The following is a 24,270-nucleotide window of genomic DNA, read 5'->3' as shown; positions in this document are numbered from 1 at the left end:
GTGGCTACAGTGTCGTCGCACATGGCCAGTCGCTCGGCAACGGGCCATGCCGGCCGGCACGCGCCCGGTATTCACGCATCGGACAAGAAGGAAACAGCATGAGGGTCAGCGCCCGCAACGTGCTCGAAGGCACCGTTAGCACCCTGAAAGAAGGCGCGGTCAACGCCGAAGTGGATGTCACCCTGGACGGTGGAGACACGCTGGTGGCCGTGGTCACCCTGGAAAGCGCTAGGTCTCTGGGCCTTGTCGCCGGCAAGAAGGTGGTGGCCGTGATCAAGGCGCCCTGGGTCCTGTTGGCGGTCGACGACCGTAACGGCTGCCGCCTGTCCGCCCGCAACGTCCTGGCCGGCACCATCGAGTCGATCGAGGTCGGCACGGTCAACGTCGAAGTGATCCTGACCCTGCCGGGCGGCACCAAAATCGTTTCCGTAGTGACCAAGGAAGCCGCCGCCGAGCTGGGCCTGAAGCCGGGCGCCAGCGCCAGCGCGGTGATCAAGGCTTCCAGCGTGATTCTCGGCGTTCCGGTCTGAGTCCGGCGCCTCGTGCGTCCCCGCGACGAACGCCGCGGAGCCTGCCGTCACGCATTCTCCAGCCATTCGGCCAGCCAGGGCAGCACCTGCTCGCAGGGCCGTTCGATCTTCAGGTTCAGCAGGCCTTCCGCGCGCATCGTGCCCTGGTTGATGGCCGCCAGCGGCCTGCCCCGTTCGGCGATCGAGCGGCACAGCCGGAAGCTCGAATAGGTCATCACCGTCGAGCCGACGACCAGCAGCGCCGGCGCACGCTCGATGCTCCGCGAGGCCGCCTCGGTCTGCTCGGCCGGCACGCCTTCGCCGTAGAACACCACGTCCGGCTTGAGCAGGTCGCTGCCGCAGCAGGGGCACCAGGGGATGCAAAATCCTTCCAGATAGGCCTCCGCTAGCCGGGCATCGCCGTCCGGCGCGAGGATGGCCTCGACACCCCGCAGGTAGGCGTTTTTCTCCTCCAGTTCGGCCTGGATCTCGCTGCGCCACAGCCGCTTGCCGCAATCCAGGCAACGCACCCGGTGCAGGTTGCCGTGCAGCTCGATCACTTCCTCGCTGCCGGCTTCCTGGTGCAGCCCGTCCACGTTCTGGGTGATCAGGCCGGCGATCCGCCGTCCGGCCGCGAGCTTGGCCAGGGCGCGGTGCGCCGCGTTCGGGCGGGCCTCGCGCATCCTTGGCCAGCCGATCATGCTGCGCGCCCAGTAGCGCTTGCGCGCCGCGCTCGAAGCGGTGAATTCCTGGTAGGTCATCGGCGCCCTGCCATGGCGGACGCCGTCCTTGTCGCGATAGGCGGGGATGCCCGAGGGCGTGCTGATGCCCGCGCCGGTCAGGACCAGCAGCGGTTGCCGTGCCATGAGCCGGCACAGCTCCAGTAGGGCGGCGGGTGGATCGAAATCGTACGGCATGGGGGTCTCCGCATCTGCCGGCCCGGCGAAGCGCCGGCCGGTCGAATCTTGCCTCGGCGAATGGGATGGAAAGAGTCGAGCATGGAGCACGGCACTGCGCAGGGCTACCGGGAGAAGCGTTGTTCCGGTCCTAAGCCCGTGGGGCTGGGCGATACGCCCGGATGCTGGCTGCTTTGCCGGCATTTCGGTTTCGGGCCAGGCCTTTGCCATTGCCTCCTGCTCCGGTGAAGCCATTTTGTCCAAAGGTTATCCACAATTTTTTCTCGCGCACGGTTGACAATCCAGAGTTCCCGGTACTCTCCGGCGTGCTGGTTATCTTTCTCCGAACTATTGAAAATGGCTTGATATTTCAGATGGTTATGTGCTGGTAGGAAGATTTTTCACAACTTTGATTAAAAAACGATCGGTGCTGCCGAGGCCAGATTCCATCGGCCTTGCGGCCAGTCATACCGTATTTGTCCACAGCTCGATCCACACCTTCTGTGGGTTACTCGCAGGCGAGCCATGAAGGCGGGCGGCAAAATAGCGCGAGTGCCGAGAGCGTCCTAAGCTTGCCCAGCGAGCCGAGCAATTCGTCAATCGAGGAGAAATCATGAAGCTTTACTACACCCCAGGGGCCTGCTCCCTGGTTCCGCACATCGTCCTTTGCGAACTGGGCCTGCCCTACGAGCTGGAAAAAGTGGATCTGAACAGCCATACCATTGAGGGCGGGGGGGATTACTACAACGTCAATCCGAAGGGATACGTGCCGACTTTGCAGTTGAACGACGGCCAGCGGCTCACCGAAAGCGGGGCCATCGCCCTGTTCCTCGCCGAGAAGCTGCCCGAGGCCGGCCTGCTGCCGACCTCGGGCAGCCTGGAACGGTTCCGCGTCCAGGAGTGGCTGTTCTTTATCGGCAGCGAACTGCACAAGGGGATCGGCCAGTTGTTCAATCCGCAGCTCACCCCCGAGTGGAAGAAGGCTGCGCTGGCCGGCATCGAGAAGCGTCTGGCTTACGTCGACAAGGTGCTCACCGGGCAGGACTACCTGAACGGTGCGCGCTTCTCCGTGGCCGATGCCTATTTGTTCACCGTACTGAGTTGGACCAAGCCGCTGGACATCGACCTTTCCCGCTGGCCGGCCCTGCGCGCCTTCCACGACCGGGTGGCGGCGCGGCCCGCCGTGCAGAAGGCGATGCAGGCGGAGGGCTTGCTCTAGGGCCTGTTAACACTGCTCCGCGAGGCCGCGATGGAGCCTGTTTTTGCGCGGGGTTAGGCGCGAGAAGAGAAGTTTGGTCATTGTAAACGAACGACGAGCAACGACGCACCGCGCAAAAACAGGCCCGTCCCTGCGGGTGGGGCCGCCCAGGCCGCGTGGCAAATGGCGCCATGCGTCGTTGCAGGACTTGGCAAGGCAATGCCATTCCCTGCGTCCCGCGCCTCGCCGGTCGCGGCCCGGCCTGGCGCCATTTGGCACGGCAACGCGGCTTGCAAAGAGTAGGGTTAACAGGCCCTAGTCCGCTCCGGCCGATTCCCCATGGGTGAAAGCCGGCAAGCCGGTTGCCGGCGTTCCATCCGCGCACTTTCCCGGATTTTTCGAATCGCGTCGTGCAGCCCTACCAGTGATAGCTGAGCGTGGCGATAGCCGTGCGCTCGTCGCCGTAGCGACAGGCGTTGGCGCAGTACAGGTAGCGTTTGTTAGTCAGGTTCTGCACCTTGGCGGTCATCTGCCAATGGTCGTCGAATTCGTATTCGAGCAGCGCGTCGACCAGGGTGTAGGCCGGGATGTTGCGGTCGCTGACCTTCGCCGAAGTGCGCGTGGTGCCGTTGTAGCGGGCGCCGGCACCGACCTTCAGCTTCGGCAGGCCGAACCTGGCCAGGCGGTAGTCCAGCCACAGGGATGCGCTGTGATAGGGAATGCCCTCGATGCGCGAGCCTTCGAGCACGGGATCGTTGTCGGCGATGATGTGGGCATCGGTATAGGCGTAGGAGGCGCTCAGGTTCAACAGGGGCGTCAGGCCGGCCTTGAGTTCCAATTCGAGGCCCTTGCTGCGTTCCTTGCCGGTCTGCTCGTCGAAATCCGAACCTGGAATCGAGCTGACCACGTTCTCCTGGGTCAGCCGGTAGACGGCCGCGCTGAGCATCAGGTCGCGACCGGGCGGCTGGTAACGCAGGCCGATCTCGTATTGCTCGCCCTCGGTCGGTTCGAAGCTGCGGCCTTCGCTGTCGACGCCGTCGGTGGGCAGGAACGACTGGCTGTAGCTGATGTAGGGCGCCAGGCCGTTGTCGGCGAGATAGACCATGCCGATGCGGCCGGACAGTTCCTGGTCGCTCTTGGTGCTGCGGCTCCGGTCGCGGTAGTTGCGGGTATGGCTGCTGGCCCAGTCCTGGCGCAGGCCGAGCACGAATACCCAGCGTTCGGCGAACTTGGCCTGTTCCTGCAGGTAGAAGCCGGCCTGCCGGCTGTGTAGGTCGGAACCCCGGTCGATGCTGGTGTTGACCGTGGGCAGATTGCCGTACCTCGGGTTGGCCAGGTCCAGCGATGGCGCATTGCCGCTCCAGCGATGGCTGTCGTAGGTCTTGTAGTAGTAGTCGAGGCCGGCGAGCAGGGTGTGCTGCCAGCGGCCGCTGTCGAACGACCATTGCAGGTTGCTGTCGCTGGCCCAGCCGGTGGCGATGTCTTCGCGCGAGTTGTAGCTACGGGTTAGGGTGGAGAGGTTCTTACCGGTGACCCGGCTGCTGTTCAGGCTGATGTAGTCGTAGTCGCTTTCGGAGTGGAAGTAGCGCAGGGCATGGCGCAGTTCAAGGCCGTCGTCGAGGCGGTGTTCGAAGAGGTAGCCGAGGGTGCCCATGTCGCCCGAATAGTCGTCGAAGCTCGGCTCGCCGGCGAACAGGTCGTAGGGAATCTTGCGGCCGGGTGTCGCGCTGTATTTGGTGACGTTGTAGTTCATCGCCGGGGTCAGGGTCGTGCGGGTTTCCTGATAGGTGGCGAGCAGGGTCAGGCGGGTATCGTCGTCGATGTGCCAGGTGATGGCCGGGGCGAAGAAGCGCCTGTCGTCGTCGATCGAGGTGTACTGCGTTTCGCTGTCGCGCCAGAGGGCGGTCAGCCGGTAGGTGAAGCGTCCCGACTCGTCGAGCGGACCGCCGTGGTCGGTGGAGATCTGGCGGCGCTGGTAGTTGCCGTATTCGACGTTGATTTCGTGCAGCGGATCGTCGCTGGGGCGTTTGCTCACGGTATTCACCAGGCCGCCGGGGGAGAGCTGGCCGTAGAGCACCGAGGAGGCGCCCTTGAGCACCTCGACCCGCTCCAGTCCATAAGGGTCCTGGCCGCCCTCGAACTGGGAACTCTGCAATTTCAGACCATCGCGCAGCACGCCGCCGGTGCGCGGGCCGATGTCGAAGCCGCGCAGGCGATAGTCGTCCGCCACGCGGCTGTAGCCGTTCGGCTGGGTGACCACGCCGGAGGTGTACTGCAGCGTATCGGCGAGGCTGTCGTGCCGGCGGGTCTGCATCTCTTCGCGGGTGATCACCGAGATAGCCTGGGGCGTTTCGCGCAGGGCTGTGTCTGTCTTGGTCGCCGTGGCGCTGCGCCGGGCCACCAGTCCGTGGACGGGACCGCGGGCGTCCTCCTGCCAGGAGTCGCTCACCACAAAAGACGAGAGTTCCAGGGCGCCGTCGACGGGCAGGGCCTCGATGCTCAGGGCGCCGCTTTCGGCGACGCGCAACCTCAGGCTGCGCCCGTGCAGCAGCCGCTCGATAGCTTCCTCGACGCTGAAGCTCCCATGCAGGGCCTCGGCGTGCTCGCCGCGAACCAGTTCGGGGTCGAAGAGAATGCTGCGGGCGCTCTGCCGACCGATGGTGGTCAGGCTGTTTTCGAGAGGGCCGGCCGGCACGTCGAAGGTCAAAAGCTGCCGGTTCGTGATGGATGGCTCCGCGGCCTGGGCCGCCGGAGCGAGGCAGGTCAGCAGCAGGGACAGGGGGACCGGCGACAGGAGAAAAGAGAAACGACGAGACATGACGGCTCCGCTGAATGGTGATGAATACCGTCCATGTGCAACGAGGCCCCGAAATTTTCAGAGGGGATGCGAAAAAAAAATCAACTGCGCTCGATGCTCGTCCACCAGCCCAGGTAGCGATGGATGCGCAGCGGCAGGATTTCTTCGAGCGAAGCCAGCACCTGCTCGCTGTCGTCCAAGGGAAATAGGCCCGAGATGCGCAGGTCGGCGGCGTTCTGGGAAAGGCGCAGGTGACCGCGGTGATAGGGGCGCAAGGCGGCGATCAGCGCTTTTAGCGGGCGGTCGTGGAGTTCCAACCAGCCGTCTTGCCAGGCGAATTCGTTCCTGCGCTGCGCCTCCAGGCGCTGGCAGCCGTCCGGGTCGAAGCGGGCGCCTTCGCCGGCCACCAGCACCAAGCTGTCGCCGGAGCGGCTTTCCAGGCGGACCTGTGCCTCCTGTACCCAGACCGTGGTTTCCCGTTCGCCGAGCGCGATGCTGAAGCGTGTTCCCAGGGCTTGCACGCGGCCGAAGGGCGTTTCGACGACGAATGGCCGCCGGGCATCGGCCGTCACCTCGGCGAGTAGGGCGCCGCGCCGCAGGTACAGGCGTCGTCGCTGCTCGTCGTAGTCGATGTCGACGCGGCTTTGTGCATTGAGCAAAACGCTGCTGCCATCGGCCAGCACGAAGCGGCGCCGTTCGCCTGTGGCCGTGCTCAGGTCGGCGACCAGGCCGTCCAGCGGCATGCCGGGACGGGTCAGGCTGAAACCGCCGAGCCCGAGACCAGCCAGCGCCAGGGCACCACGCAGGGCCTGGCGCCGGCTGCTACCGACGTTCAGCAGGGTCTTGCGCGCAAGGTCGGTGGGCTGTTTGGCGATGCCGGCGAAGGCGCTGTCCAGGCGCCGCTGTAGGCGTTCCCAGGCGCCGCGATGCCGTTCGTTTTCGGCGAGCCAGCCTTCGAAACGGCGGCGCTCGGCATCGCTCATCCGGCCGGAGCGCTGCAGGGCCAGCCACTCGATGGCGGCGATTTCCTCGGACGACAGGCGGGGAGGCTTCATGCCGCTTCGAGCGCCAGATAGCAAGTGGTCAGTCCCTTGACCACGTACTGGTGCACACGGGTGACGGATACGCCCAGGCGGCTGGCGATCTCCGCATAGTTCAAGCCTTCCAGTTGACTGTAGAGAAAGGCCGCGCGGGCCTTCGGGGACAACCCGTCGAGCAACTGGTCGATGACCGCTAGGGCTTCCAGGGCCAGGACGGTTTCCTCGGGAGAAGGCTGGACGGCTTCTGGCTGCTGCGCCAGGACTTCCAGGTAGGCGCGTTCCAGGTCGCGGCGGCGCCAACTGGCGTAGATCAGGCGCTTGGCGATGGTGGTGAGCAGGGCGCGCGGCTCGCGGATGGCGCCGGGATCGTCCAGGACGACCACCTGGGTGAAGGTTTCCGAGGCGATGTCGGCGGCGTCGTGGGCGCAGCCGAGCCGGGCACGCAACCACCCGAACAGCCAGCCGTGATGCTTGCCGAACAGGCGATGGAGAACCTGGAGGCGCAGAGCGGGGGAGACTTGCGAGGAGGCGGTCATCGTGAGTTGGAGATGAATTCGTCTTAATGATAAGTAATATCATTAACAAAAGGGCCGGGCCGGGCAAGCGCCGGATTGCCGCTAGGCGACGAAGTGTTGCCGGGCGCAGGGAGCGCCTCTCCATTCGCCGATTGCACGGATGTCCGGCAGTTCGGGAGGGCGGCCAGAGCGAAATGCTCGCCGTATTTTGACAGCTTCGCACGGTACTGCCATAGCTTGATCGGAGCCGTCCCAGGATTGCCGTTCGCTTCCCGGGTCGAGGCTCTTCCAGTATCGGACCGTTGCCGAAAGTAGCGGGAAGATCGGTTTTTCGCCATGCGCGGTCAAAAGTTTTGCGCGGCCAGCGCCGCCGGAGGTTTTACGATGATCGTTCTTCGTCCTGCCGGCTTCTTTCCGGCCTGCCCGGCGCGGGTCGCCCGCCGGTTCTTCGCCGTCGCGGGGTGCCCATGATTCCGCCCTTCGACGAACTGCGCGATTACCTGGCGCACATCCGCATCGTCCACCATATCCACGGACGCATCCGTCTCAAGTTGGTGAGCGGCTACGAGTCGCTCGCCGGACGAAGCCGGCAGGCTCGGCGATTCCAATCTATTCTGGATCGTACGCCGGGCATCCATTCGGTACGGGTCAATCCGCTGGCCCGTTCGTGTTCCGTGGAGTACGACCCGCAGGTGATTCCGGCCGAGGCCTGGGGCGATTTCCTGGCCGGCGTCGATTCGCCCGCCGCGGTGGCCCTCGAACAGCTTCTGCGCGAGATTCATGGGGAAATCAGGCATGAGGAATTATGACGAGCCGATTCTGCGCAGTCGGAGAATCGCTCCCGCCGCTCCCTTTCCCGTCCTGCACCAGGCCGCACGCATCGCGCTTTACGACGAATACGCCGGCCACGGTTTCCATGCCGGCGTCGTCGAGGCGTTCGGACCGAGGCAGCCTTTCGTCGATATCCTGCGTTCCGGAGAGCAACATATCGCTGCGCTTTCGAACCTGTGCCAGCGTTTCGGCATTCCCCGTCCGTTGGACCCTTTTCCGCAGGAAACCACGGTTTCGCCCGGCTGGCTGCTCAACTGCAAACGGGCGGTCGCCGGCGAGATGGCCAGGGGCCGCCTGTACCAGTACCTGCTCGCCCAGGTTGCCGAGCCCGAAGCGCGCCGGGTGTTCCAGGAACTGCTGGCGGCCTCTCTGGAACGGCATCTGCCGGCTTTTCGCCGGGCCGTGGAGGATGCCGTGGCCCAGGAGCGCTACCACGCGGCCCGGGGCATACCGCCGGAGGCGGCCTATGTGCGCCATGGGCCGTTCTCCGACTTCCTGGAGCGGATGCTCTCGCATGCCGGCCCGCTCGGCATTTTCAGCCCTCTCTTGCGGCACAGTCATCCCGCCATGTTGGCCGGCATGGTGGCGGGCGGAGCGGGGATCTATCTGTTGAAGAACCGGCCCGGTCGAAATCGAGAGGAGAACTGAGATGTTCCACATCATTCCCTTCGCCGTCGGTGTAGCGACAGGCGCCGCACTGCTCAAGCTGCTCAAGAGCGACAAGACCCAGGAGGGCTTGGACAAGGCCCAGGGCGATCTGCGCGAGGCCACCGTGTCCAGTCTGCAGGCAATCGAGAGGGCTTCGGCGCGGGCCCGGGCCCGCCTCGGCGAGAAAGCGGAGACCAGGTCCGGGGATACGCCCGTCGGCGAAGCGCCGCCCCCGAGCGAAGAACAGGCGGCCACGGCCCGAGCCGCGGCCGAACCGGCGACGGGCGCGCAAGGCGCACAAGGCGGAACGGGCAGCGGTGAACATTATCACTGGACCGCCAGCGAGTCCCTGGAGAACCTTGAGGGTGGGAGGGGGGAACGGGCGCCATGAGATACCCGCTTCCAGTCGGCGGTCTTGCGATCTATCCGACTTATCCGCTCCAGCCGCCGCCGCTGCCCATGAGCACCGAATTCACCCGCGCCTTCGTCGCCACCGCCTGCCTCGCTGCCTTTCAGGGCGGTTCCCGGTCGCCGCAGCGGCTTCGGCGGGTGCTGCGCCAGGCCCTGCAGGGCGGCACGGCGTTCGCCGCCGGGTCGCGGGCCGCGACGGCTGTTCGCCTGGGCGACTATTCCGGCGCGCTGGTCGTTGCGGCGGCCGGTGCCGGAGGGGTGCTGCTGCTCGAACGCTTGCTGCACGACGTGGCTCGGCTCGACAAGGGGGATCAAGATGGGCAAGAAGCGTAAGTACAAGAAGCAGCAAGCCGGTCCGGGGCTTTATGGGACGGGCTATGGCATGGGTTACAGCGATGTGCCGCCCCAGGCCGATGGGCCGCGATACGTCGAGAATGGCTCTGCCGGCTATGGTGCCTATGGCTATGGCGGCGGGCCGCAGCAGGGCTTCGATGGCGGGTATGGCAGTGCCTATCGTCAGCAGGCCCCCTATGGATACGGTTATGGCAACGCTGCGTCCGGCGGCGGTTTTCCCGGCTCCGGCCTGTTCGATGCCGGTCTGCTGCAGAACATGCCGGCCTTCCTGCGTTCGGGCAACGCCGAGCAGTTCCTGCTCGGCGCGCTGCTCGGCGCAGCCGCCGCTTGGGTGCTGGCCGACGAAGAGCTGCGCGGCAAGCTGATCAAGGCCGGCATGAAACTTTATGCAGGCGTCGCCGGGGGCTTCGAGGAGATGAAGGAGCAGATGGCCGACATCAAGGCCGAGGTCGCCGCCGAGCGCCACGGAGAGGCCTGATGGAGGGCGCCTGGTTCGTCCGGCTGCGGATGCTGCACCACACGCCCGGGCGGGTACGCTATCGCTACCGCTGCCGGGCGGGAACGCCGCTAGACGCGCACAGCATCGAGCACGAGATCGCGCCCCTCAAGGGCGTGCTACAGGCGCGTGCCAATCCGGCGGCGCGCTCGCTGGTGGTGGAGTTCGAGCCGGGCGTCGTCGATCCCGACCGCCTGGCCGCCGCCATTCTCGCGCTCTCACCCGCGGGGCTGCCGTTGCCGGCCGCCAATCATCGGCATAGCGAGGCCGCGCGCCTGGGGGCGGTGGCCATGAGCGGCGCCACCCTGCTGGTCGGCCGCAGCCTGCAGCCGGGCCTGCAGGCACCGCTCGCCTTCGGCGCCGCCGTGCCGCTGCTCGGCGAGGCGGTCGACGATTTCCTCGAGAAGGGCATCACTTCCCATGTGCTGGAGGCCCTCGCCGTGGGCATCTCCATCGGCCGCAGCGACTTCCTGGCGGCCAACACCACCTCCTTTTTGCTCGCCCTGGGCGAATACCTCGAAGAGTCCATCGAACACCGTTCGGACGAATTGCTCAAGCACCTGCTGCGCTCGCCGGGCGGCGAGGTATGGGTCGAGCGCAACGGCGTCGAGACGCTGATCGACGCCGCCGAGGTGCAGGTCGGCGACAGCGTGATCGCCGCCACCGGCACCGTGATCCCGGTGGACGGCACCGTGCTCGGCGGCGAGGCCCTGGTGAACGAGGCGACCATGACCGGCGAGAGCGTGCCGGTGGTGCGCCGGCGCGGCGATCGGGTGCTCTCGGCGACCCTGATCGAGGAGGGGCGCCTGTGCATCTATGCCGAGCGGGTCGGACGCCAGGCCGCCGCCGCGCGGATCGCCGACTTCGTCGAACAGTCGCTGTCGGTGAAAAGCGAGACCCAGCTCGAAGCCGCGCGCCAGGCCGACCGCCTGGTACCGATGGTGCTCGGCCTGGCCGGCCTCACCTGGCTGCTGAGCTCCGACGGCCAGCGGGTCGCGGCGGTGCTGCAGGCCGACTATTCCTGCGCCCTCAAGCTGGCCACGCCGGTGGCCTTCAAGGCGGCGATGTACCGTGCCGGCCAGTCGGCGATCCTGATCAAGAGCGCCAAGGCCTTGGAGCACCTGGCCCGCGCCGACACCTTCGTCTTCGACAAGACCGGCACTCTGACCACCGGCGTGCTCCAGGTGACCGATTCGATCGCCTTCGGCGCCGCCTATAGCGCGGAGGACGTGACCAACCTGGCTGCCTCGGTGGAGGAGCACTACTTCCATCCGGTCGCCGAAGCGGTGGTGGCGGCCTCCCAGCGTCTCGACCATCCACACCATTTCGCCCACCAGGCGGTGCAGTTCGTCGTCGCCCATGGCGTGGCGAGTGTGATCGACGGCAAGCGCATCGTGGTCGGTTCGCGGCACTTCGTCGAGGACGACGAGGGCATTTCCGTCGCCGCCCATGCCGAGGTGATCGAGCGTTTGCGCGGCGAGGGCAAGACCCTGCTCTACATCGGCTTCGGCGGCGAACTGATCGGCGTCCTGGGCCTGACCGAACAGGTGCGCGACAATGCCGCCCAAACCGTGGCCCGCCTGCGCGAGCTGGGCGCCAGGCGCATCCTGATGCTCACCGGCGACCAGCCGGAGCGGGCCCGTGCGCTGGCCGAGGAACTGGGGCTCGACGAATTCCGCGCCGGCCTGTTGCCGGAGCAGAAGGCCGAGGTGCTGCAGCAGCTCGCCGCCGAGGGCGCGCGCATCGCCTTCGTCGGCGACGGGGTGAACGATGCGCCGGCGCTGAGCGGCGCCCTGGTCGGCATCGCCATGCACCACGGCGCCGATATCGCCCGCCTGGCCGCCGATATCACCCTGCTGGAAGACGACTTTTCCCGGGTCGCCGACGCCCTGGCCCTGGCCCTGGCGACACGGCGGCTGATCGACGGCAACTTCAAGCTCACCGCCGGGCTCAACACCAGCATCCTCGGGGCGGCGGCCTTCGGTCTGCTGACCCCGGTGGCCGCCTCGATGCTGCACAACGGCAGCACCCTCGCCATCCTTTTGCGCGCACTGGCCGGTGCCGGCCTGCCGCGCGAGAACGGAGGACGGGCGAAACGCCGCGCCGCGAGGCCGGCTCCGTCGCCACGGGCCACCGACTGACATCGGAAACAGGGAGGTTCGCCATGCTGCTCAGGGATCTTCATGTCGGCGAGCGCGCCAGGGTCCTTGGCTTCGCCGAGGGCCGCGAGGAACGGCCGTCGAAGGGTCGGGCACCGCTCCGGCGCGTGTCATACCGGGTGCGCTAATCTTCTTGCAGACGGTGGGTTCCGACCGTCGAGACGGTTCCGGCAGCCCGCTTCGCGAGCGGAAATGTCCGGCCCGAGCGTCAGGAAAGTCGTTTCTTCGAGAGGAGTGTTCCCATGGAAAACCGCAAAGCCAAGCTTCCCGCCATCGATATCGGCATCGATGCCGCGGATCGCGAACAGATCGCCAACGGTCTGTCGGCACTGCTCGCCGACAGCTACACGCTTTATCTGATGACCCATAACTTTCACTGGAACGTGACCGGTCCGCAGTTCAACACGCTGCACCAGATGTTCATGACCCAGTACAGCGAACAATGGTCCGCTCTCGATTTGATCGCCGAGCGCATCCGCGCGCTGGGCTTTCCGGCGCCGGGTACCTACGGAGATTTCGCCAGGCTGGCTTCCATCGAGGAGGTGAAGGGTGTGCCGAAGGCGAGCGAGATGGTCCGCCACCTGGTCGCCGCCCAGGAAGCGACCGCCCGTACCGCCCGCAAACTCTTCCCGGTGGTCGAGAAGGCCGGCGACCAGCCGACGGCCGATCTGCTCACCCAACGCTTGGAGGTGCACGAGAAGACTGCCTGGATGCTGCGCAGTCTCCTGGAGGAGTAGGCCAGGCACGCGGGCGTGGCCGGGAGTCAGCGCAGCAGCGAGCGCCGGTGCACGCCCAGATGTACGCCCAGGCAGGCCACGAACAGGCTGCCGGTGATGGCGTGGGCGCTTTTCTTGCCGGCCGCGGCCAGCACTAGCGAGGCGCTCAGGCTGCCCAGCATGCCGAGCTTGGCGCCGCGGTTGATCTGCATCTTCAGCGAGCGCCGGCGCTGGGCCTGGGGGCGGACCAGTTCGGCGTCGACGATCGAGTCGACTTTCGCTTCCAGCGCTTCGACCGCGATCCGCGCGGCATCGAAGTGCAGGACGAGGCTGCCGGCATTCGCATTGGGGCGCAGGCCGTCGATGCCTTCGAGGCCGGCCAGCGCCTCCTCGATCCGGGCCAGGCGCGTCCGGTCGCGCAGCGCTCGGTCACGGATACGGATGCGCCCAGGCAGCGCGGAAACGATACGACTCATGGGTGATTCATCCTGTACGGCAGATGGGCGGCTCCCCGGCAACCGTAATCCGGTATGCCGTGCGCAGAGCTGGAAGGGGGAGCAGATGTCGACGAGAGTGTGCGAAGCCAGGGGCTGTCGACGTTTTGCGCGGCTTGCGTCAAAAGGTTGCCAGCGCCTAGCGATTGATAATTATACGCATTTGTCTTCGCGGGCAAGCGAAAGCTGACGTCCGGTCAGGGCTTCCTTCGCCGGAGCGGAGTGCGTCTTTGGCCATGTGGTCGAGGGCGGTCCTTCGTCCGGCGACTCGCGGACGATCGCGTGGGCCGTTGCCACGTTCCGCGGGATGCTCGTCCGGTTTTGAAATCCAGCTTTTCGAGTCGAGGGCTTGTACTGTGTCCTTGTCGGAGAATCGGGGGCGAGCGAATGCATTCGCTTCCAAGGTTTATCGCGGACGAATCCCGCCTCTTGCCGGCGAAGGCCTTGCAAGGCTGCTCCCGAAACCTACGAGCCGGCGTGTTCCACCCGATTGCGACCGTTGCGCTTGGCCTTGTAAAGCTCGGCATCCGCCAGGCTGAGCATGTGCTCGAGATCCAGCGAGCCGTCCTCGCAGACGGCGACGCCGAAGCTTGAGGTGCAACAAATGTGGATCGAGCCGTGCGTGAGGCTCGTGGCGGCGATGACCCCGCGCAGCCGTTCGGCGGCGGTCAGCGCTTCGGACAGGTTGGTCTGCGGGAGGATCAGCGCGAACTCCTCGCCGCCGAGCCGTCCGGCGATGTCCGCCTCGCGTATCTGCGAGCGCATGCCGTTGGCCACCGCGACCAGCACCTTGTCGCCGACCAAATGGCCGTGGGCGTCGTTGATCTGCTTGAAGTGGTCCAGGTCGAACATGATCACGGCGATGGGGCTGGCGGCGCGTGCCGCCTGCCTGAAGGCCTGCAGGCCCAGTTGGAAGAACGCCCGGCGGTTGTTAAGGCCGGTGAGTTCATCGACGTGCGCCAAGACTTCGGCTTGGTGCTTGGCGGCGGCGAGTTCCACCTCGATGCGTTTGCGCTCGGTGATGTCGGTGGCGATCTCGATGCGCACCAGACGGCCGTCCAACCAGTAGCGTGCCTGGTCGCGGCATTCGTACCAGCGGCCGGTGTGGGTGTCGCGGGTCTCCCAGACGTAGACGCCGGCCGGCTTGCCGTCGGCGTCGAGCAGATAGGGGGTGCTGCAAAAATCGCAGGGGCCGGTCTGTCCGGGCTGCAGCACTTGCCAGCACTTCAGATCCTTGGGGTCGCCATAGTGCTGGCGCCCGTAGCTGTTGAGGTACAACAGTTCGTGGGTATGGATGTCCGCCACATAGACGATGGCGTCGATGCTGTCGAGGATGATTTCGAAGCCGGCGGTACGGCTACAATCGCAGGCCGTACCAGACTCGCGGCTGGTTTCTTCTGGCTTGCTTCGTGGCGAATGCATGTCCGGTCTACTGCTGAGCCGGCACTCCGGCCGGCGGGAATACACCCGTCTGTACCGGAGGTGGTCGACGGAGCCTGCGAGCAGGATAGATCAAAGCGTTAGCATCCGGGGGGCTTTGCGCCGGGCAGCCCGATTTCTTTAGTCGAGTCCGCCGAGCACTTCGCCCACGGCGTCGAACAGGCGATCCAGTTCGGTGGCGGAACTGCTGAAAGGCGGACCGAACTGCAGGGTGTCGCCGCCGCAACGCACGTAGAAGCACCGGCGCCAGAGCCGCATGGCCGCTTCAAAGGGGTGCACTAGGTAGGGTATCGCCGTCGCGTGGGGCGAGCTGCAGGGCGCCGGCCAGGCAGCAATTGCGGATGTCGAGCAGGTGCTGCGTGCCACGCAGGCCATGCAGGGCGTCTCGAAATGCAGGGCCAGCTCCGCGGCCCGCTGCGGCGGATTGTCGCGCTCTAGCAGCTCCAGCGTGGCGAGGGCGGCGGCGCAGGCGACCGGATGGGCGGAATAGGTGTAGCCATGGGCGAATTCCACCGCGTGTTCGGGCAATTCCTGCCGCATGAAGGTGTCGTAGATCTCGTTTTTGACCAGCACCGCGCCCATGGGGATAGCACCGTCGGTGAGTTGCTTGGCCAGGTTGAGGATGTCCGGCGTCACGCCGAAGCGCTCGGCGCCGAACAGCGTGCCGGTACGGCCGAAGCCGGTGATGACCTCGTCGAAGATCAGCAGGATCTCGCGGCGGTCGCAGATTTCCCGCAGCCGCACGGGATAGCCTTCGGGCGGAAGCAGGACGCCGGCCGAGCCGGACATCGGCTCGACGATCCGCGCGGCGATGTTCGAGGCGTCGTGCGGCTCGACCGGCCCGAGCAGCGCGTCGGCCAGCGCCGCGCCGCCGTGCGCGGGCAGGCTGCGGCCGAAGGCGTTCTCGGCGAGCAGGGTGTGTCGCAGATCGGCAAGGGGCTGGTTCCCGTCTAGCGACCTGCCCCTTCGCCGGGCGATCCGGGGCCGGATGGCCGCTCGCCTAACGCCTGGCGCCGAGCACCGTCAGACCGATCAGGCGCGAAACCACCAGGGTGAAATACATGACCCCGACGAATTCCTCGAGCATCACCAGGGCGCGGGCGAAGGGCCTGAGTGGCAGGATGTCGCCGATCCCGACCCCGGAGAGGGTGGTGAAGCTCAAAAACAGCAGGTCCATCCAACTGCGGGGCGTCTCGGGATTCAACTGCCCGGCGAAGCTGCCCGGAGCGACGAGCTGGCAGGCCACGAACAGGTAGGCGAAGGCCCACGCCAGCAGGGTGAAGGTCGCGCCGGCGGCGAAGAGTTCGTCGGTGGTCGCCCTCAGGTCTTCCATCATGTAATAGATCAGGCTGCCTGCCGCATAGAAGTAGAAAGCGCTTTCCAGCAAGGCGAGGCTCAACCTGAGTTCCCAGGCGGAAACCAGGGTGTTGGCCAGCATCAGGGTGAGGATGGCGCCGGCCAGCACCATGGCGATCCAGGTCACCGCCGCGCTGCGGCGCACCATGCGCAGCGCGGCGCCCAGCACGATGATCCCGAAGGCTCCGAACAGCACCGGTCCGATCTGGGTGTCCTCCATCAGCGGATAGAGCAGCACACCCAGCAACTGGATGGACAGCAGTCCGGCGGAGGGCAGGCGGATGAAATGCTGGAAGAGTGGCGGCATGGCAGTCGGCGCATCGGCACTGAGGAAAAACCGGCAGGAGGCAGTGTAAAGAGGCCGGCCGGGGCTGTCAGGGGCTGCGATCATCGGATAGATTTTCCGTTCTTCGAATTTCCCGTCCGTTCCACACCCATGAACCTTTCGTGCGACCACCGCTCGCTGATCGCCTGGATGCTGTATTTCAGCGTCCTGCTGAGCGCGTTGCACTGCGGCATCGGTCACGGGCAGATGGCCGGTTTCGCGCTGGCCGGCGTGGGTGGGGCGTTCTGCTCGGCCGAGGGGCATGCCGGGCCGACGCTGGGTGGCGGCAGCGGTGATTTTGTGGATGTACCGGACCTGGCCAACTGCCTTTTCTGCAACTTCGCCGTCCTTGTCGATCTGGCCCTGCTCGTCGCCCTGGGTACCTGGCTGCGCCCGTCGCGTCACTGGCGTCGTGGCCCGAGCCGGCACGGCAGGGCTCCTCCTCGTCAGCACTGGCCGCCGGCCAACCCGCGCGCGCCCTGATTCCCGCGAGGCTTCGCCGCTTTCCCCATGCTCCGGGCCCGAGCCCGGAGCGGAGGCGTGCGACCGCGAAGCCGACCTTTCCTGCGACTTCGGCGTGGTTCCGGCCACGTCCGACACGAAACCAAGCATCAAAGGAGACGACGGGGATGCGCCCTTCATCCATTCTGAGCCTGCTGGCCCTGAACGCCGGCCTGGCGACCCCTGCTCTCGCCGAGCAGATCGAGCTGGACAACTTGACCATCGAGGAGCCCCGCGCAAAGGACCCGACTGCGCCGACCCAGGCCGAGAAACGCGCCGAGTTCGCGCGGATTCCCGGCGGCGCCACGCTGGTCGACGGCGAAACCTACAAGACCGGCCGCAGCAGTACTCTGCAAGACGCCCTGGGGCTGGCCACCGGGGTGTTCGTTCAGCCGCGCTTCGGCGCCGAGGAGTCGCGCCTATCGATCCGCGGCTCCGGCCTGCAGCGCACCTTCCACGGCCGCGGCCTGCTGCTGATGCAGGACGGCGCGCCGGTCAACCTGGCCGACGGCAGTTTCGACTTCCAGGTCATCGAGCCGCTGGCCACCGACCATATCGAGGTGTTGCGCGGCGCCAACGCCTGGCACTACGGCACGGCCACCCTCGGCGGCGCGGTCAACTTCGTCGCGCCCAGCGGCAAAAGCGCGCCGCCGCTGGACTTGCGCTACGAGGGCGGCAGTTTCGACTCTCACCGGCTGTTCCTGGCGGCGGCCGGGGACTTCGGCGCCTGGGACGCCTACCTGAGCGTGACCGATTCTTCCCAGGATGGTTTTCGCGACCACGCCCGGCAGGACAACCAGCGCTACTTCGCCAACCTCGGCGGGCGGCTCGGCGAGCGGCTGTTCACCCGCTTCTATCTGACCCACGTGGAAACCGATTCCGAGCTGCCGGGTAACCTGACCAAGGCGCAATTGCGCGACGACGACGAGCAGGCCGCCGCCGGCAACTTGAGCAACGACCAGCGTCGCGACTTCACCCTCGATCGCATCGGCAACCGCACCGTCTGGCTGCTGGACGGCGGCCACAGCCTGGAACTGGCCAGCTTCTACAGCGAGAAGGACCTCTGGCACCCGATTTACCAGGTGCTCGACGTGGACAGCGAGGACTACGGACTGCGCCTCACCCACAAGTGGCAGCACCAGGGCTGGCACTGGACCGGCGGCATCGAATTCAATCACGGGCGCAACCGCGATGTGCGCCACCAGAACGTCGGTGGCCATTCCAGGCGCAAGCTTAACGAACTGCGCCAGACCGCGCGCAACCTGAACGCCTTCGCCGAGCTGGAAATCCCGCTGGCCGAGCGCTGGGCGCTGATCGGCGGGCTGGCCTGGCTGCACCAGAAGCGCGAGGTCGACGACCGCTACAAATGTAACGCCTCGGTCGCCGGCCGTTGCGTGTTCCAGGACGAATCCTTCGAGTCGACCTATGTCGGCCGCGTCGCGCGCCTCGGCGTGCGCCACGACCTGGCCGAGGGCATCCAGGTGTTCGCCAACTTCAGCCAGAGCTACGAGCCGCCGACCTTCAGCGAACTGACCGGTGGCCAGGTGGTGAGCAAGAACGATGCGCAGCGGGCCAGGACCTGGGAGGCCGGCCTGCGCTACGCGCGCGGCGGCGTGGCGCTGGATCTGGCGCTCTACCGCAGCGAGATCCGCGACGAACTCCTGGCGCTGAACGACGACAACGGCGATCCGCTGGGCACGGTCAACGCCGACCGTACCCTGCACCAGGGGATCGAACTGGGCGGTTCCTGGTCGGTCGGTGCCTTCGTGCTGCGCGGACAGTACCTGTTCAACGATTTCCGCTTCGACGACGACGATGTCTACGGCGACAACCGCCTGGCCGGCGTACCGCGCCAGTTTCTCAAGGGCGAACTGCTCTGGCAGTGGGCCGGCTGGTACGCCGGGCCGACCTTCGAGTGGGTGCCGAGCCACTACGCGGTGGACCATGCGGAAACCCTGTATACCGACCGTTACGCCCTCTGGGGGCTCAAGGCCGGTTACCGGCCGGCGCAAGGACCGGCGCTCTTCATCGAAGGCCGCAACCTGTCCGACCGCAGCTACGCGGCCACCACCGGGGTGATCGCCGATGCCCGCGGACAGGACAGCGCCCAGTTCCTGCCCGGCGACGGGCGCAGCGTCTACGTCGGGCTGGAATGGCGCCTGTGATGGGCGTCCGCTTCAGTCCCGTGGCTTGCCGAAGACGTAGAAGAGGTTGGGCTCGCTGATCACGTAGAGGTTGCCGGCGGCGTCGATGGCGACGCCTTCGGCCTGGGGCACCGTCTCGCTCAGGCCGTGACGTCCGCGCGACAGGGAAAGGCTGCTCAGCGGGCGGCCGTCGGCGTCCAGCTCCAGCAGCAGGCGCGACTCGTCGGAAAGCGCTAGCAGGTGGCCCCGGCTCTCGTCGAACGACAGGTTGGACAGGTCGCGGACGAACAGCCGCGCATCGCGCTCGGGATCGTCGCGCAGGTGCACGGCCATGGGCGCGTTCGGGTCGCGGTGCGGGAAGCCGGTCACCTCGTAGATGCGCAGCGGGTTGCGTTCCTTGGCCACGAACAGGCGTTGCCCGTGGGCGTCGTAGGCCAGACCTTCGAAGCCCTTGTTACCGTTCAGGCCGAAACCCAGGCTGAGCTGCTGGGCGCTGCTGGCATCGAAGGCGGTGGTTTCGTCGTCGATCTGTACCAGCACCAGGCGTTGGTCACGCTCGTCGGCGATCACGAAGCGGCCGGGCGAGAGGTACTCGATGGCTTCCGGATCGTCGAAGCCGCTCAGGGCGATGCGCCGCAGCACCTCGCCCGCGGTGTTCAATTCGATCACTTCCGGGCGGGCGTTGGTGACGCTGAAGAGGGTGCCGCGGCCGGGGTCGAAGGTCAGGCCGGACAGGTCGTCGAGTCCCTTCAGCGGCTTCGCCTCGATGGCGACCCGATAGTCGGGCAGCCAGAGCGAGCCTTCGTGCAGCCGCTCGCTACCGTAAATCTGCCGCAGGTCGAAGCCGGCGCGTTCGAACAGGCGGAACTCCTGTCCGGCGCCGAGCGCCAACGCGAGCAGTACGGCGGACAGACCGAGCGACCAGTTGGGGATGTGGCGTCTGGCTGGGCGGGCCGGCATGCTCCGGATGATTGCCATGGGGAAGCCTTCGCGATGTGAGGGGGCGGGTAGAGCATGTATCCCTGGCATGACAACTTTGGCGCAGTCTTCCGGTCCTCAGTTCAATACCTAGACGAAATCGACGTCGATGGTGCATCCGAAGAGTTCCCTGTCCACCTCGCCTTGCAGGCGTACCTGGCGCTTCTCGTCGATGGTGGTGGCCGGCCAGTTTTCGTCGTCGATCTCGACTTCGATGCTGCCGGTCCGCTCCCGGAACTCGTAGTGCTCGTGCTTGAGCTGGCGGACGATCCGGCCTTCGAGGGTCACCGGGGTTTCATCGGCAGCCTCCCTGGTGGCGGATACGGTACCGTGGCGCCCTGGGCGCCCGCCGATGTAGCCGGCGGCGGAGGAGCCGGTGGCGATCAGACTGGCGATGAGCAGGATGGGCAGGGGCGTTTTCTCCGGTTGGGTTCGATACTCCCACTGTAGCGACGCAAGCTGAATTCACTCTGCATGCGCGGACAGACTGGAACGCTACCCGGACCTGTGTGGCTGCCTGGTCGGACCTGGCCGACCGGACAGAGCCAGCCGCGGTCGTCCGACACCGGGCGGATCTAGTCGCCCGGCTTGTTTCGGGATTCGGCGTCGGGAGCGATCAAGGGGGGCTTGAGGCATTTCATAACCGGCCGCTCATAGCCCCAGGTGATCAGGGCCTCGTTGCCGTGTTCCCACAGTGTCGTTTCGTTCTGTCCGGCGTATTTGACGCCGGTACTACTGGGCTGGACGATCATGACCGAATCCTGCTCGCCGTACTCGGCGTAGAGCGAAAGCGGATCGGTCTCGTAGAAACGGACGTGGACGATCTTGTTCCGATCGTCGTCGCAGGTGTAGGTGAAGGTACCGCTGAGGGGCACCAAGGCATGGCGCGCCTGCAGTTCGGCGATCCGCCGCCTGTAGCTTTCCCGCAGGCATTCGGGCGGCTCCGCGCTCTTCTCGCAGGCATCGCGCGACTCGATCCAGTCTTGCTGCTGTTCTTCCAGGCCCGCCGGATTCCCGGCGGACTCCCCGTTCCGGGCCGCCGCGTAGACCTCGGCCATCTTCCGGTCCAGTGCCGTGAGGTCCTGGTCCGTGCAGATGGTTTTTTCCAGGACGTCGGACAGGTTCTCGCCGCATTCGTAAGGACGAGCCTCGCCCGCTTCGGCGGCCAGGCCGAGGCAGCCTGCGAGCAGCAGGGGCAGTGTCGCGTGCGATGGCGGATTGAAGCGAAGCAATTGGTTCATGTAGGGGTCCTTGATGTGCGCTCCTGTCGAGCGGGAAAAAGGTGAGCCCACGCCAGGACGACGCCGTCGCCGGACGGCTCGCCCTGGACGGGCTTTATTCTTGACAAGCAAGTGCGCGAAGCCGTTTCAACGCGCCGGACCACTGTCGGCCATGAGCGGCGTTGTCGTTCAGCGCGGACGGAAGCGGTAGTCCCGGTAATTCAGCACCACGCCGTCGCCGGCGATCCGCTCCAGGACGACGCCGGGGTCGGCCTGGCCGCCCTGGCGCAGGATGCGATCGTTGATCACTACCATGCGCAGGTGCGCATCGTCTGCGTAGGAAAATCCGAGCGATCCTGTGAAACGGCCGTCGGAGCGATCCGACACAACTTTCCTGCCCGGTTCCGATCTCTCCTGGCTTCATGCGATTGCTCGGAGCGAGTGCCGCAGCGACCGGAGGCTGGAGGAGAAAGGGCGGCGCCCGCTACCTTAGCGGGGCGGCGCCTCCCGCCCGGTACGTTCGCGCTGGCGCCAGCGTTGGCAGGTCTTCTCCAGTTCCACCTCCAGGCACACGCCGACCGCGGCGAGCAGGCACCAGCCCCAGGCGTCGGGGCCGAGGGCGGCGGTGCCGAACAGCCGCTGCAGCGGCGACCAGTAGGTGAAGGCCAGTTGCAGCAGGAACAGCAGGAGCACCATGGCCCAGACCATGGGGTTGTGGCGCGCGCCGAAGTGGGCCGGCTCGCGCAGGCGACGGCAGCTAAACAGGTAGCCGATCTCGCCGGCGACCAGCACGTTGAGCGCCAAGGTGCGGCTTTCTTCCAGTATCCAGCCCTGCTGCTGGGTGAACAGGAAGATGCCGAGGCTGGCAGCGGTCAGCAGCAGCGACACGCAGGCCACTCGCCAGAGCAGCCGGCCACTCAGCATGGGCGCCTCGGGATCGCGCGGCGGTTGTCGCATGAGCCCGCGCTCGGCCGGTTCGAAGGCCAGGGTCAGGGCCAGGGTCACGGCGGTGATCATGTTGACCCAGAGGATCTGCAGCGGAGTTATCGGCAGGGGCAGATCGAGGGCGATGGCCGCCAGGAGCACCAGGGCCTGGCCGCCGTTAGTCGGCAGGATGAACAGGATCGACTTCTTCAGGTTGTCGTAGACGGTGCGGCCTTCGGCCACCGCGTCCACCAGGGTGGCGAAGTTGTCGTCGGCCAGGACCATCTGCGCCGCTTCCTTGGCCGCCTCGGTGCCCTTGATGCCCATGGCGATGCCGATGTCGGCGCGCTTGAGCGCCGGGGCATCGTTGACGCCGTCGCCGGTCATCGCCACGCGGGCGCCGCCGGCCTGCAAGCGCTCGACCAGACGCAGCTTGTGGCTCGGGCTGGTGCGCGCGAACACCGAGGTTTCGGCGAGGCGGGCGTCCAGTTCGGCGTCGCTCAGCGTATCGATCTCGGTGCCGGTCATCGCCCGGCCGCCGCCAAGGCCCAGGCGCCGGGCGATGGCGCCGGCGGTGGCGGCATGATCGCCGGTGATCATCTTCACCGCGATGCCGGCGCTCACGCATTCGGCTATGGCCTGGATGGCTTCCTCGCGCGGCGGATCGATCATGCCGACCAGACCGAGCAGGATGAAGCCTTCGTTCAGGTCATTTTCGTCGAGTTGCTGGCAAGCTTTCTCCACTGGCCGCATGGCCAGACCGATCATGCGCAGGCCCTGGCCGGCGCCCTCGTTCAGGCGCTGGTGCCAGTAGCGGCGTTCGAGGGGTTCGTCGCTGCCCGCCCGCCACTGCCGCTGGCAGATTTCCAGCAGGCGCTCCGGCACGCCGAACTGGTAGATCAGCCCGTGTCCGGCGTGGTCGTGGTGCAGGCTGGCCAGGCTGCGTCGCTCGGAGCTGAAGGGAATGGCGTCGACCTGCGGCAGGCGTTGGTTCTCCTGATGCGGATTCAGGCCGATCTTACCGGCCAGGGTGAGCAGGGCGGCCTCGGTGGGGTCACCGGCAATGCACCAGTGGCCATCCAGTAGACGTAGGCTGGCGCTATTGGCCAGCAGGCCGGCGCGGGTCACTTCGAGCAGGTCGTCGGCGGTATCCACCGCGCACTGTCGGTCGTCGTCGCAGCGGATGGTGCCGTGCGGCGCATAGCCGATCCCTTCCACCTCGTAGCTGTGCTCGCGGGTGAAGACGCGCTGCACGGTCATCTCGTTGCGGGTCAGGGTGCCGGTCTTGTCCGAGCAGATCACCGTCACCGCGCCCAGGCTTTCCACCGCCGGCAGGCGGCGGATGATTGCCCGGTGGCGCGCCATGCGCTGCACGCCGAGGGCGAGGATGATGGTCAGCACCGCCGGCAGGCCTTCGGGGATGGCCGCCACGGCCAGGCCGACCGCGGCCATCAGCATGTCGCCGGCCGAGTAGTCGCGCAGCAGCACGCCGAAGGCGAAGGTCGCCGCGGCCAGGCCGACGATGATTAGGGTGAGTTGGCGGGCGAAGCGTGCCATGTCGGCCAGCAGCGGGGTTTGCAGGCGCTGTACGTTGCCGAGCATGTGGCTGATCCGGCCCAGCTCGGTGTGCCCGGCGGTGGCGACCACCAGGCCGATCCCGCTGCCGGCGCTGACCAGGGTGCCGGAGTAGGCCATGCTGCTGCGGTCGCCCAAGCTGGCGTCGACGCCGACCGGCTCGCAGCCCTTGTCGCTGGGCAGGGACTCGCCGGTCAACGCGGCTTCCTCGATGCGCAGGTCGCGGGTGTCGAGCAGGCGCAGGTCGGCCGGCACGCGGTCGCCGGCTTCGAGCAGGACCAGATCGCCCGGCACCAGGTGTTCGGCGTCGATCACGCTGACCTTGCCGTCGCGGCGTACCCGGCTTTCTTGGGTGAGCATCTTCTGGATGGCGCGCATGGCTTGTTCGGCCTTGCCTTCCTGGATGAAGCCGACCAGCGCATTGATCAGCACCACGCCGAAGATCACTGCGCTGTCCAGCCACTCGCCGAGAATCAGGGTGACCCCGCAGGAGGCCAGCAGCACGTAGATCAACAGGTTGTGGAACTGCAGCAGGAAGCGTTTGAGCGGCCCCTCGCTCCTGTGTTTTGGCAGGCGGTTGGGACCGTGTTTCTCGAGGCGGCGCCTGGCTTCGTCGGCGCTGAGCCCGTCCGGGCCGCTCTCCAGGGCGGCCAGGCTGTCCTCGGCCGGTCGGGTGTGCCAGTCGCTGTGCGGGTGGGCTTGCATCGCATTCCTCGCTCTGTCTGTCCTGGGGCTCGAAGTGT

23 protein-coding genes and 1 pseudogene are annotated in these 24,270 nt (G+C 66.6%); 11 read left to right on the top strand and 13 right to left on the bottom strand.

All coding sequences use genetic code 11. The features are described 5' to 3' along the window. Positions 1-98: 98 nt before the first annotated feature. Entirely contained in the window at positions 99-530 is a 432-nt protein-coding gene (locus tag ACGI6K_RS12045) for a TOBE domain-containing protein (RefSeq protein WP_376949217.1), read from the top strand. 47 nt (positions 531-577) lie between these two features. Here ACGI6K_RS12045 and ACGI6K_RS12040 read toward each other — a convergent pair whose 3' ends face one another. Then, the gene (locus ACGI6K_RS12040; RefSeq protein ID WP_376949219.1) at positions 578-1,426 is read right to left on the bottom strand and encodes an NAD-dependent protein deacetylase; all 849 of its coding nucleotides are present in this window, start codon (positions 1,424-1,426) and stop codon (positions 578-580) included. Between the two features lie 592 nt (positions 1,427-2,018). Here ACGI6K_RS12040 and gstA point away from each other — a divergent pair. Further along, the gene (gene gstA, locus ACGI6K_RS12035; protein ID WP_376949221.1) at positions 2,019-2,624 is read left to right on the top strand and encodes a glutathione transferase GstA; all 606 of its coding nucleotides are present in this window, start codon (positions 2,019-2,021) and stop codon (positions 2,622-2,624) included. Between the two features lie 397 nt (positions 2,625-3,021). Here gstA and ACGI6K_RS12030 read toward each other — a convergent pair whose 3' ends face one another. The 3 genes from ACGI6K_RS12030 to ACGI6K_RS12020 all read right to left on the bottom strand — a co-directional run bounded on the left by ACGI6K_RS12030 (position 3,022) and on the right by ACGI6K_RS12020 (position 6,976). Continuing rightward, positions 3,022-5,421 carry a TonB-dependent siderophore receptor gene (locus ACGI6K_RS12030; RefSeq protein ID WP_376949223.1) on the bottom strand — a complete coding sequence of 800 codons (2,400 nt, stop codon included), beginning with the start codon at positions 5,419-5,421 and terminating at the stop codon, positions 3,022-3,024. Between the two features lie 80 nt (positions 5,422-5,501). Next, positions 5,502-6,455 (bottom strand): FecR family protein, encoded by a 954-nt coding sequence (locus ACGI6K_RS12025; protein WP_376949225.1) that lies wholly within the window; start codon positions 6,453-6,455, stop codon positions 5,502-5,504. Next, complete coding sequence (locus tag ACGI6K_RS12020; RefSeq protein WP_376949227.1) at positions 6,452-6,976, bottom strand: sigma-70 family RNA polymerase sigma factor; 525 nt, start codon at positions 6,974-6,976, stop codon at positions 6,452-6,454. The genes ACGI6K_RS12025 and ACGI6K_RS12020 overlap by 4 nt, the downstream gene beginning before the upstream one ends. 446 nt (positions 6,977-7,422) lie before the next feature. Here ACGI6K_RS12020 and ACGI6K_RS12015 point away from each other — a divergent pair, with 446 nt between their 5' ends. The 7 genes from ACGI6K_RS12015 to ACGI6K_RS11985 all read left to right on the top strand — a co-directional run bounded on the left by ACGI6K_RS12015 (position 7,423) and on the right by ACGI6K_RS11985 (position 12,591). Continuing rightward, positions 7,423-7,764, top strand: coding sequence for an HMA2 domain-containing protein (locus ACGI6K_RS12015; RefSeq protein WP_376949229.1), 342 nt, complete (start codon positions 7,423-7,425; stop codon positions 7,762-7,764). After that, entirely contained in the window at positions 7,751-8,434 is a 684-nt protein-coding gene (locus ACGI6K_RS12010; RefSeq protein ID WP_376949231.1) for a ferritin-like domain-containing protein, read from the top strand. The genes ACGI6K_RS12015 and ACGI6K_RS12010 overlap by 14 nt, the downstream gene beginning before the upstream one ends. 1 nt (position 8,435) lies before the next feature. Further along, a complete protein-coding gene (locus ACGI6K_RS12005) occupies positions 8,436-8,825 on the top strand; it encodes a hypothetical protein (RefSeq protein ID WP_376949233.1) in 390 nt (129 codons plus the stop codon). Next, a complete protein-coding gene (locus ACGI6K_RS12000) occupies positions 8,822-9,178 on the top strand; it encodes a hypothetical protein (RefSeq protein ID WP_376949235.1) in 357 nt (118 codons plus the stop codon). Before ACGI6K_RS12005 ends, ACGI6K_RS12000 begins: the two co-directional genes overlap by 4 nt. Then, positions 9,162-9,677, top strand: a complete 516-nt coding sequence (locus ACGI6K_RS11995; RefSeq protein WP_376949237.1) for a hypothetical protein — start codon at positions 9,162-9,164, stop codon at positions 9,675-9,677. Before ACGI6K_RS12000 ends, ACGI6K_RS11995 begins: the two co-directional genes overlap by 17 nt. Beyond that, on the top strand, positions 9,677-11,836 hold the full coding sequence (locus tag ACGI6K_RS11990) for a heavy metal translocating P-type ATPase (RefSeq protein ID WP_376949239.1): 2,160 nt from the start codon (positions 9,677-9,679) through the stop codon (positions 11,834-11,836). Before ACGI6K_RS11995 ends, ACGI6K_RS11990 begins: the two co-directional genes overlap by 1 nt. A gap of 260 nt (positions 11,837-12,096) precedes the next feature. Continuing rightward, complete coding sequence (locus ACGI6K_RS11985; RefSeq protein WP_376949241.1) at positions 12,097-12,591, top strand: Dps family protein; 495 nt, start codon at positions 12,097-12,099, stop codon at positions 12,589-12,591. Between the two features lie 26 nt (positions 12,592-12,617). On the opposite strand, the gene ACGI6K_RS11980 is transcribed toward ACGI6K_RS11985, so the two are convergent. The 4 genes and pseudogenes from ACGI6K_RS11980 to ACGI6K_RS11965 all read right to left on the bottom strand — a co-directional run bounded on the left by ACGI6K_RS11980 (position 12,618) and on the right by ACGI6K_RS11965 (position 16,167). Then, positions 12,618-13,046: a hypothetical protein gene (locus ACGI6K_RS11980; protein ID WP_376949243.1), complete on the bottom strand. Its 429-nt coding sequence runs from the start codon at positions 13,044-13,046 to the stop codon at positions 12,618-12,620. 483 nt (positions 13,047-13,529) lie between these two features. Next, entirely contained in the window at positions 13,530-14,486 is a 957-nt protein-coding gene (locus ACGI6K_RS11975; RefSeq protein ID WP_376949245.1) for a sensor domain-containing diguanylate cyclase, read from the bottom strand. Between the two features lie 138 nt (positions 14,487-14,624). Further along, positions 14,625-15,431, bottom strand: a pseudogene (locus tag ACGI6K_RS11970) (aminotransferase class III-fold pyridoxal phosphate-dependent enzyme); the annotation flags it as partial. Between the two features lie 73 nt (positions 15,432-15,504). Then, a complete protein-coding gene (locus ACGI6K_RS11965; RefSeq protein ID WP_376949247.1) occupies positions 15,505-16,167 on the bottom strand; it encodes an ion channel in 663 nt (220 codons plus the stop codon). Positions 16,168-16,296: 129 nt separating this feature from the next. On the opposite strand from ACGI6K_RS11965, the gene ACGI6K_RS11960 reads away from it, so the two are divergent. Both ACGI6K_RS11960 and ACGI6K_RS11955 read left to right on the top strand, forming a co-directional pair. Continuing rightward, positions 16,297-16,668 (top strand): DUF2946 family protein, encoded by a 372-nt coding sequence (locus ACGI6K_RS11960; protein ID WP_376949249.1) that lies wholly within the window; start codon positions 16,297-16,299, stop codon positions 16,666-16,668. A gap of 146 nt (positions 16,669-16,814) precedes the next feature. Continuing rightward, complete coding sequence (locus ACGI6K_RS11955) at positions 16,815-18,851, top strand: TonB-dependent receptor family protein (RefSeq protein WP_376949251.1); 2,037 nt, start codon at positions 16,815-16,817, stop codon at positions 18,849-18,851. Between the two features lie 12 nt (positions 18,852-18,863). Here the strand turns inward: ACGI6K_RS11955 and ACGI6K_RS11950 are convergent, their stop codons facing one another. The 5 genes from ACGI6K_RS11950 to ACGI6K_RS11930 form a co-directional block, all read right to left on the bottom strand. Further along, the gene (locus ACGI6K_RS11950; protein ID WP_376949352.1) at positions 18,864-19,790 is read right to left on the bottom strand and encodes an SdiA-regulated domain-containing protein; all 927 of its coding nucleotides are present in this window, start codon (positions 19,788-19,790) and stop codon (positions 18,864-18,866) included. A gap of 108 nt (positions 19,791-19,898) precedes the next feature. Beyond that, the gene (locus ACGI6K_RS11945) at positions 19,899-20,204 is read right to left on the bottom strand and encodes a NirD/YgiW/YdeI family stress tolerance protein (RefSeq protein ID WP_377969251.1); all 306 of its coding nucleotides are present in this window, start codon (positions 20,202-20,204) and stop codon (positions 19,899-19,901) included. Positions 20,205-20,383: 179 nt separating this feature from the next. Then, positions 20,384-21,049, bottom strand: a complete 666-nt coding sequence (locus ACGI6K_RS11940; RefSeq protein WP_376949253.1) for an MliC family protein — start codon at positions 21,047-21,049, stop codon at positions 20,384-20,386. Positions 21,050-21,217: 168 nt separating this feature from the next. Beyond that, a complete protein-coding gene (locus ACGI6K_RS11935) occupies positions 21,218-21,415 on the bottom strand; it encodes a general secretion pathway protein GspB (RefSeq protein WP_376949255.1) in 198 nt (65 codons plus the stop codon). A gap of 102 nt (positions 21,416-21,517) precedes the next feature. Further along, on the bottom strand, positions 21,518-24,232 hold the full coding sequence (locus ACGI6K_RS11930) for a cation-transporting P-type ATPase (protein ID WP_376949257.1): 2,715 nt from the start codon (positions 24,230-24,232) through the stop codon (positions 21,518-21,520). Positions 24,233-24,270 lie beyond the last annotated feature (38 nt).

The organism is Azorhizophilus paspali (assembly GCF_043587585.2).
Classification (GTDB): Bacteria; Pseudomonadota; Gammaproteobacteria; order Pseudomonadales; family Pseudomonadaceae; genus Azotobacter; species Azotobacter paspali.
The sequence above is the reverse complement of the archived record's forward strand: the minus strand, read 5'-3'. Positions and strand labels throughout refer to the sequence as shown.

What these genes read in the sequence shown, in the direction of transcription:
- ACGI6K_RS12045 (WP_376949217.1), top strand. Translation starts at nt 99, where the DNA reads ATGAGGGTCAGCGCCCGCAACGTGCTCGAAGGCACCGTTAGCACCCTG.
- ACGI6K_RS12040 (WP_376949219.1), bottom strand. Translation starts at nt 1,426, where the DNA reads ATGCCGTACGATTTCGATCCACCCGCCGCCCTACTGGAGCTGTGCCGG.
- gstA (WP_376949221.1), top strand. Translation starts at nt 2,019, where the DNA reads ATGAAGCTTTACTACACCCCAGGGGCCTGCTCCCTGGTTCCGCACATC.
- ACGI6K_RS12030 (WP_376949223.1), bottom strand. Translation starts at nt 5,421, where the DNA reads ATGTCTCGTCGTTTCTCTTTTCTCCTGTCGCCGGTCCCCCTGTCCCTG.
- ACGI6K_RS12025 (WP_376949225.1), bottom strand. Translation starts at nt 6,455, where the DNA reads ATGAAGCCTCCCCGCCTGTCGTCCGAGGAAATCGCCGCCATCGAGTGG.
- ACGI6K_RS12020 (WP_376949227.1), bottom strand. Translation starts at nt 6,976, where the DNA reads ATGACCGCCTCCTCGCAAGTCTCCCCCGCTCTGCGCCTCCAGGTTCTC.
- ACGI6K_RS12015 (WP_376949229.1), top strand. Translation starts at nt 7,423, where the DNA reads ATGATTCCGCCCTTCGACGAACTGCGCGATTACCTGGCGCACATCCGC.
- ACGI6K_RS12010 (WP_376949231.1), top strand. Translation starts at nt 7,751, where the DNA reads ATGAGGAATTATGACGAGCCGATTCTGCGCAGTCGGAGAATCGCTCCC.
- ACGI6K_RS12005 (WP_376949233.1), top strand. Translation starts at nt 8,436, where the DNA reads ATGTTCCACATCATTCCCTTCGCCGTCGGTGTAGCGACAGGCGCCGCA.
- ACGI6K_RS12000 (WP_376949235.1), top strand. Translation starts at nt 8,822, where the DNA reads ATGAGATACCCGCTTCCAGTCGGCGGTCTTGCGATCTATCCGACTTAT.
- ACGI6K_RS11995 (WP_376949237.1), top strand. Translation starts at nt 9,162, where the DNA reads ATGGGCAAGAAGCGTAAGTACAAGAAGCAGCAAGCCGGTCCGGGGCTT.
- ACGI6K_RS11990 (WP_376949239.1), top strand. Translation starts at nt 9,677, where the DNA reads ATGGAGGGCGCCTGGTTCGTCCGGCTGCGGATGCTGCACCACACGCCC.
- ACGI6K_RS11985 (WP_376949241.1), top strand. Translation starts at nt 12,097, where the DNA reads ATGGAAAACCGCAAAGCCAAGCTTCCCGCCATCGATATCGGCATCGAT.
- ACGI6K_RS11980 (WP_376949243.1), bottom strand. Translation starts at nt 13,046, where the DNA reads ATGAGTCGTATCGTTTCCGCGCTGCCTGGGCGCATCCGTATCCGTGAC.
- ACGI6K_RS11975 (WP_376949245.1), bottom strand. Translation starts at nt 14,486, where the DNA reads ATGCATTCGCCACGAAGCAAGCCAGAAGAAACCAGCCGCGAGTCTGGT.
- ACGI6K_RS11965 (WP_376949247.1), bottom strand. Translation starts at nt 16,167, where the DNA reads ATGCCGCCACTCTTCCAGCATTTCATCCGCCTGCCCTCCGCCGGACTG.
- ACGI6K_RS11960 (WP_376949249.1), top strand. Translation starts at nt 16,297, where the DNA reads ATGAACCTTTCGTGCGACCACCGCTCGCTGATCGCCTGGATGCTGTAT.
- ACGI6K_RS11955 (WP_376949251.1), top strand. Translation starts at nt 16,815, where the DNA reads ATGCGCCCTTCATCCATTCTGAGCCTGCTGGCCCTGAACGCCGGCCTG.
- ACGI6K_RS11950 (WP_376949352.1), bottom strand. Translation starts at nt 19,790, where the DNA reads ATGCCGGCCCGCCCAGCCAGACGCCACATCCCCAACTGGTCGCTCGGT.
- ACGI6K_RS11940 (WP_376949253.1), bottom strand. Translation starts at nt 21,049, where the DNA reads ATGAACCAATTGCTTCGCTTCAATCCGCCATCGCACGCGACACTGCCC.
- ACGI6K_RS11930 (WP_376949257.1), bottom strand. Translation starts at nt 24,232, where the DNA reads ATGCAAGCCCACCCGCACAGCGACTGGCACACCCGACCGGCCGAGGAC.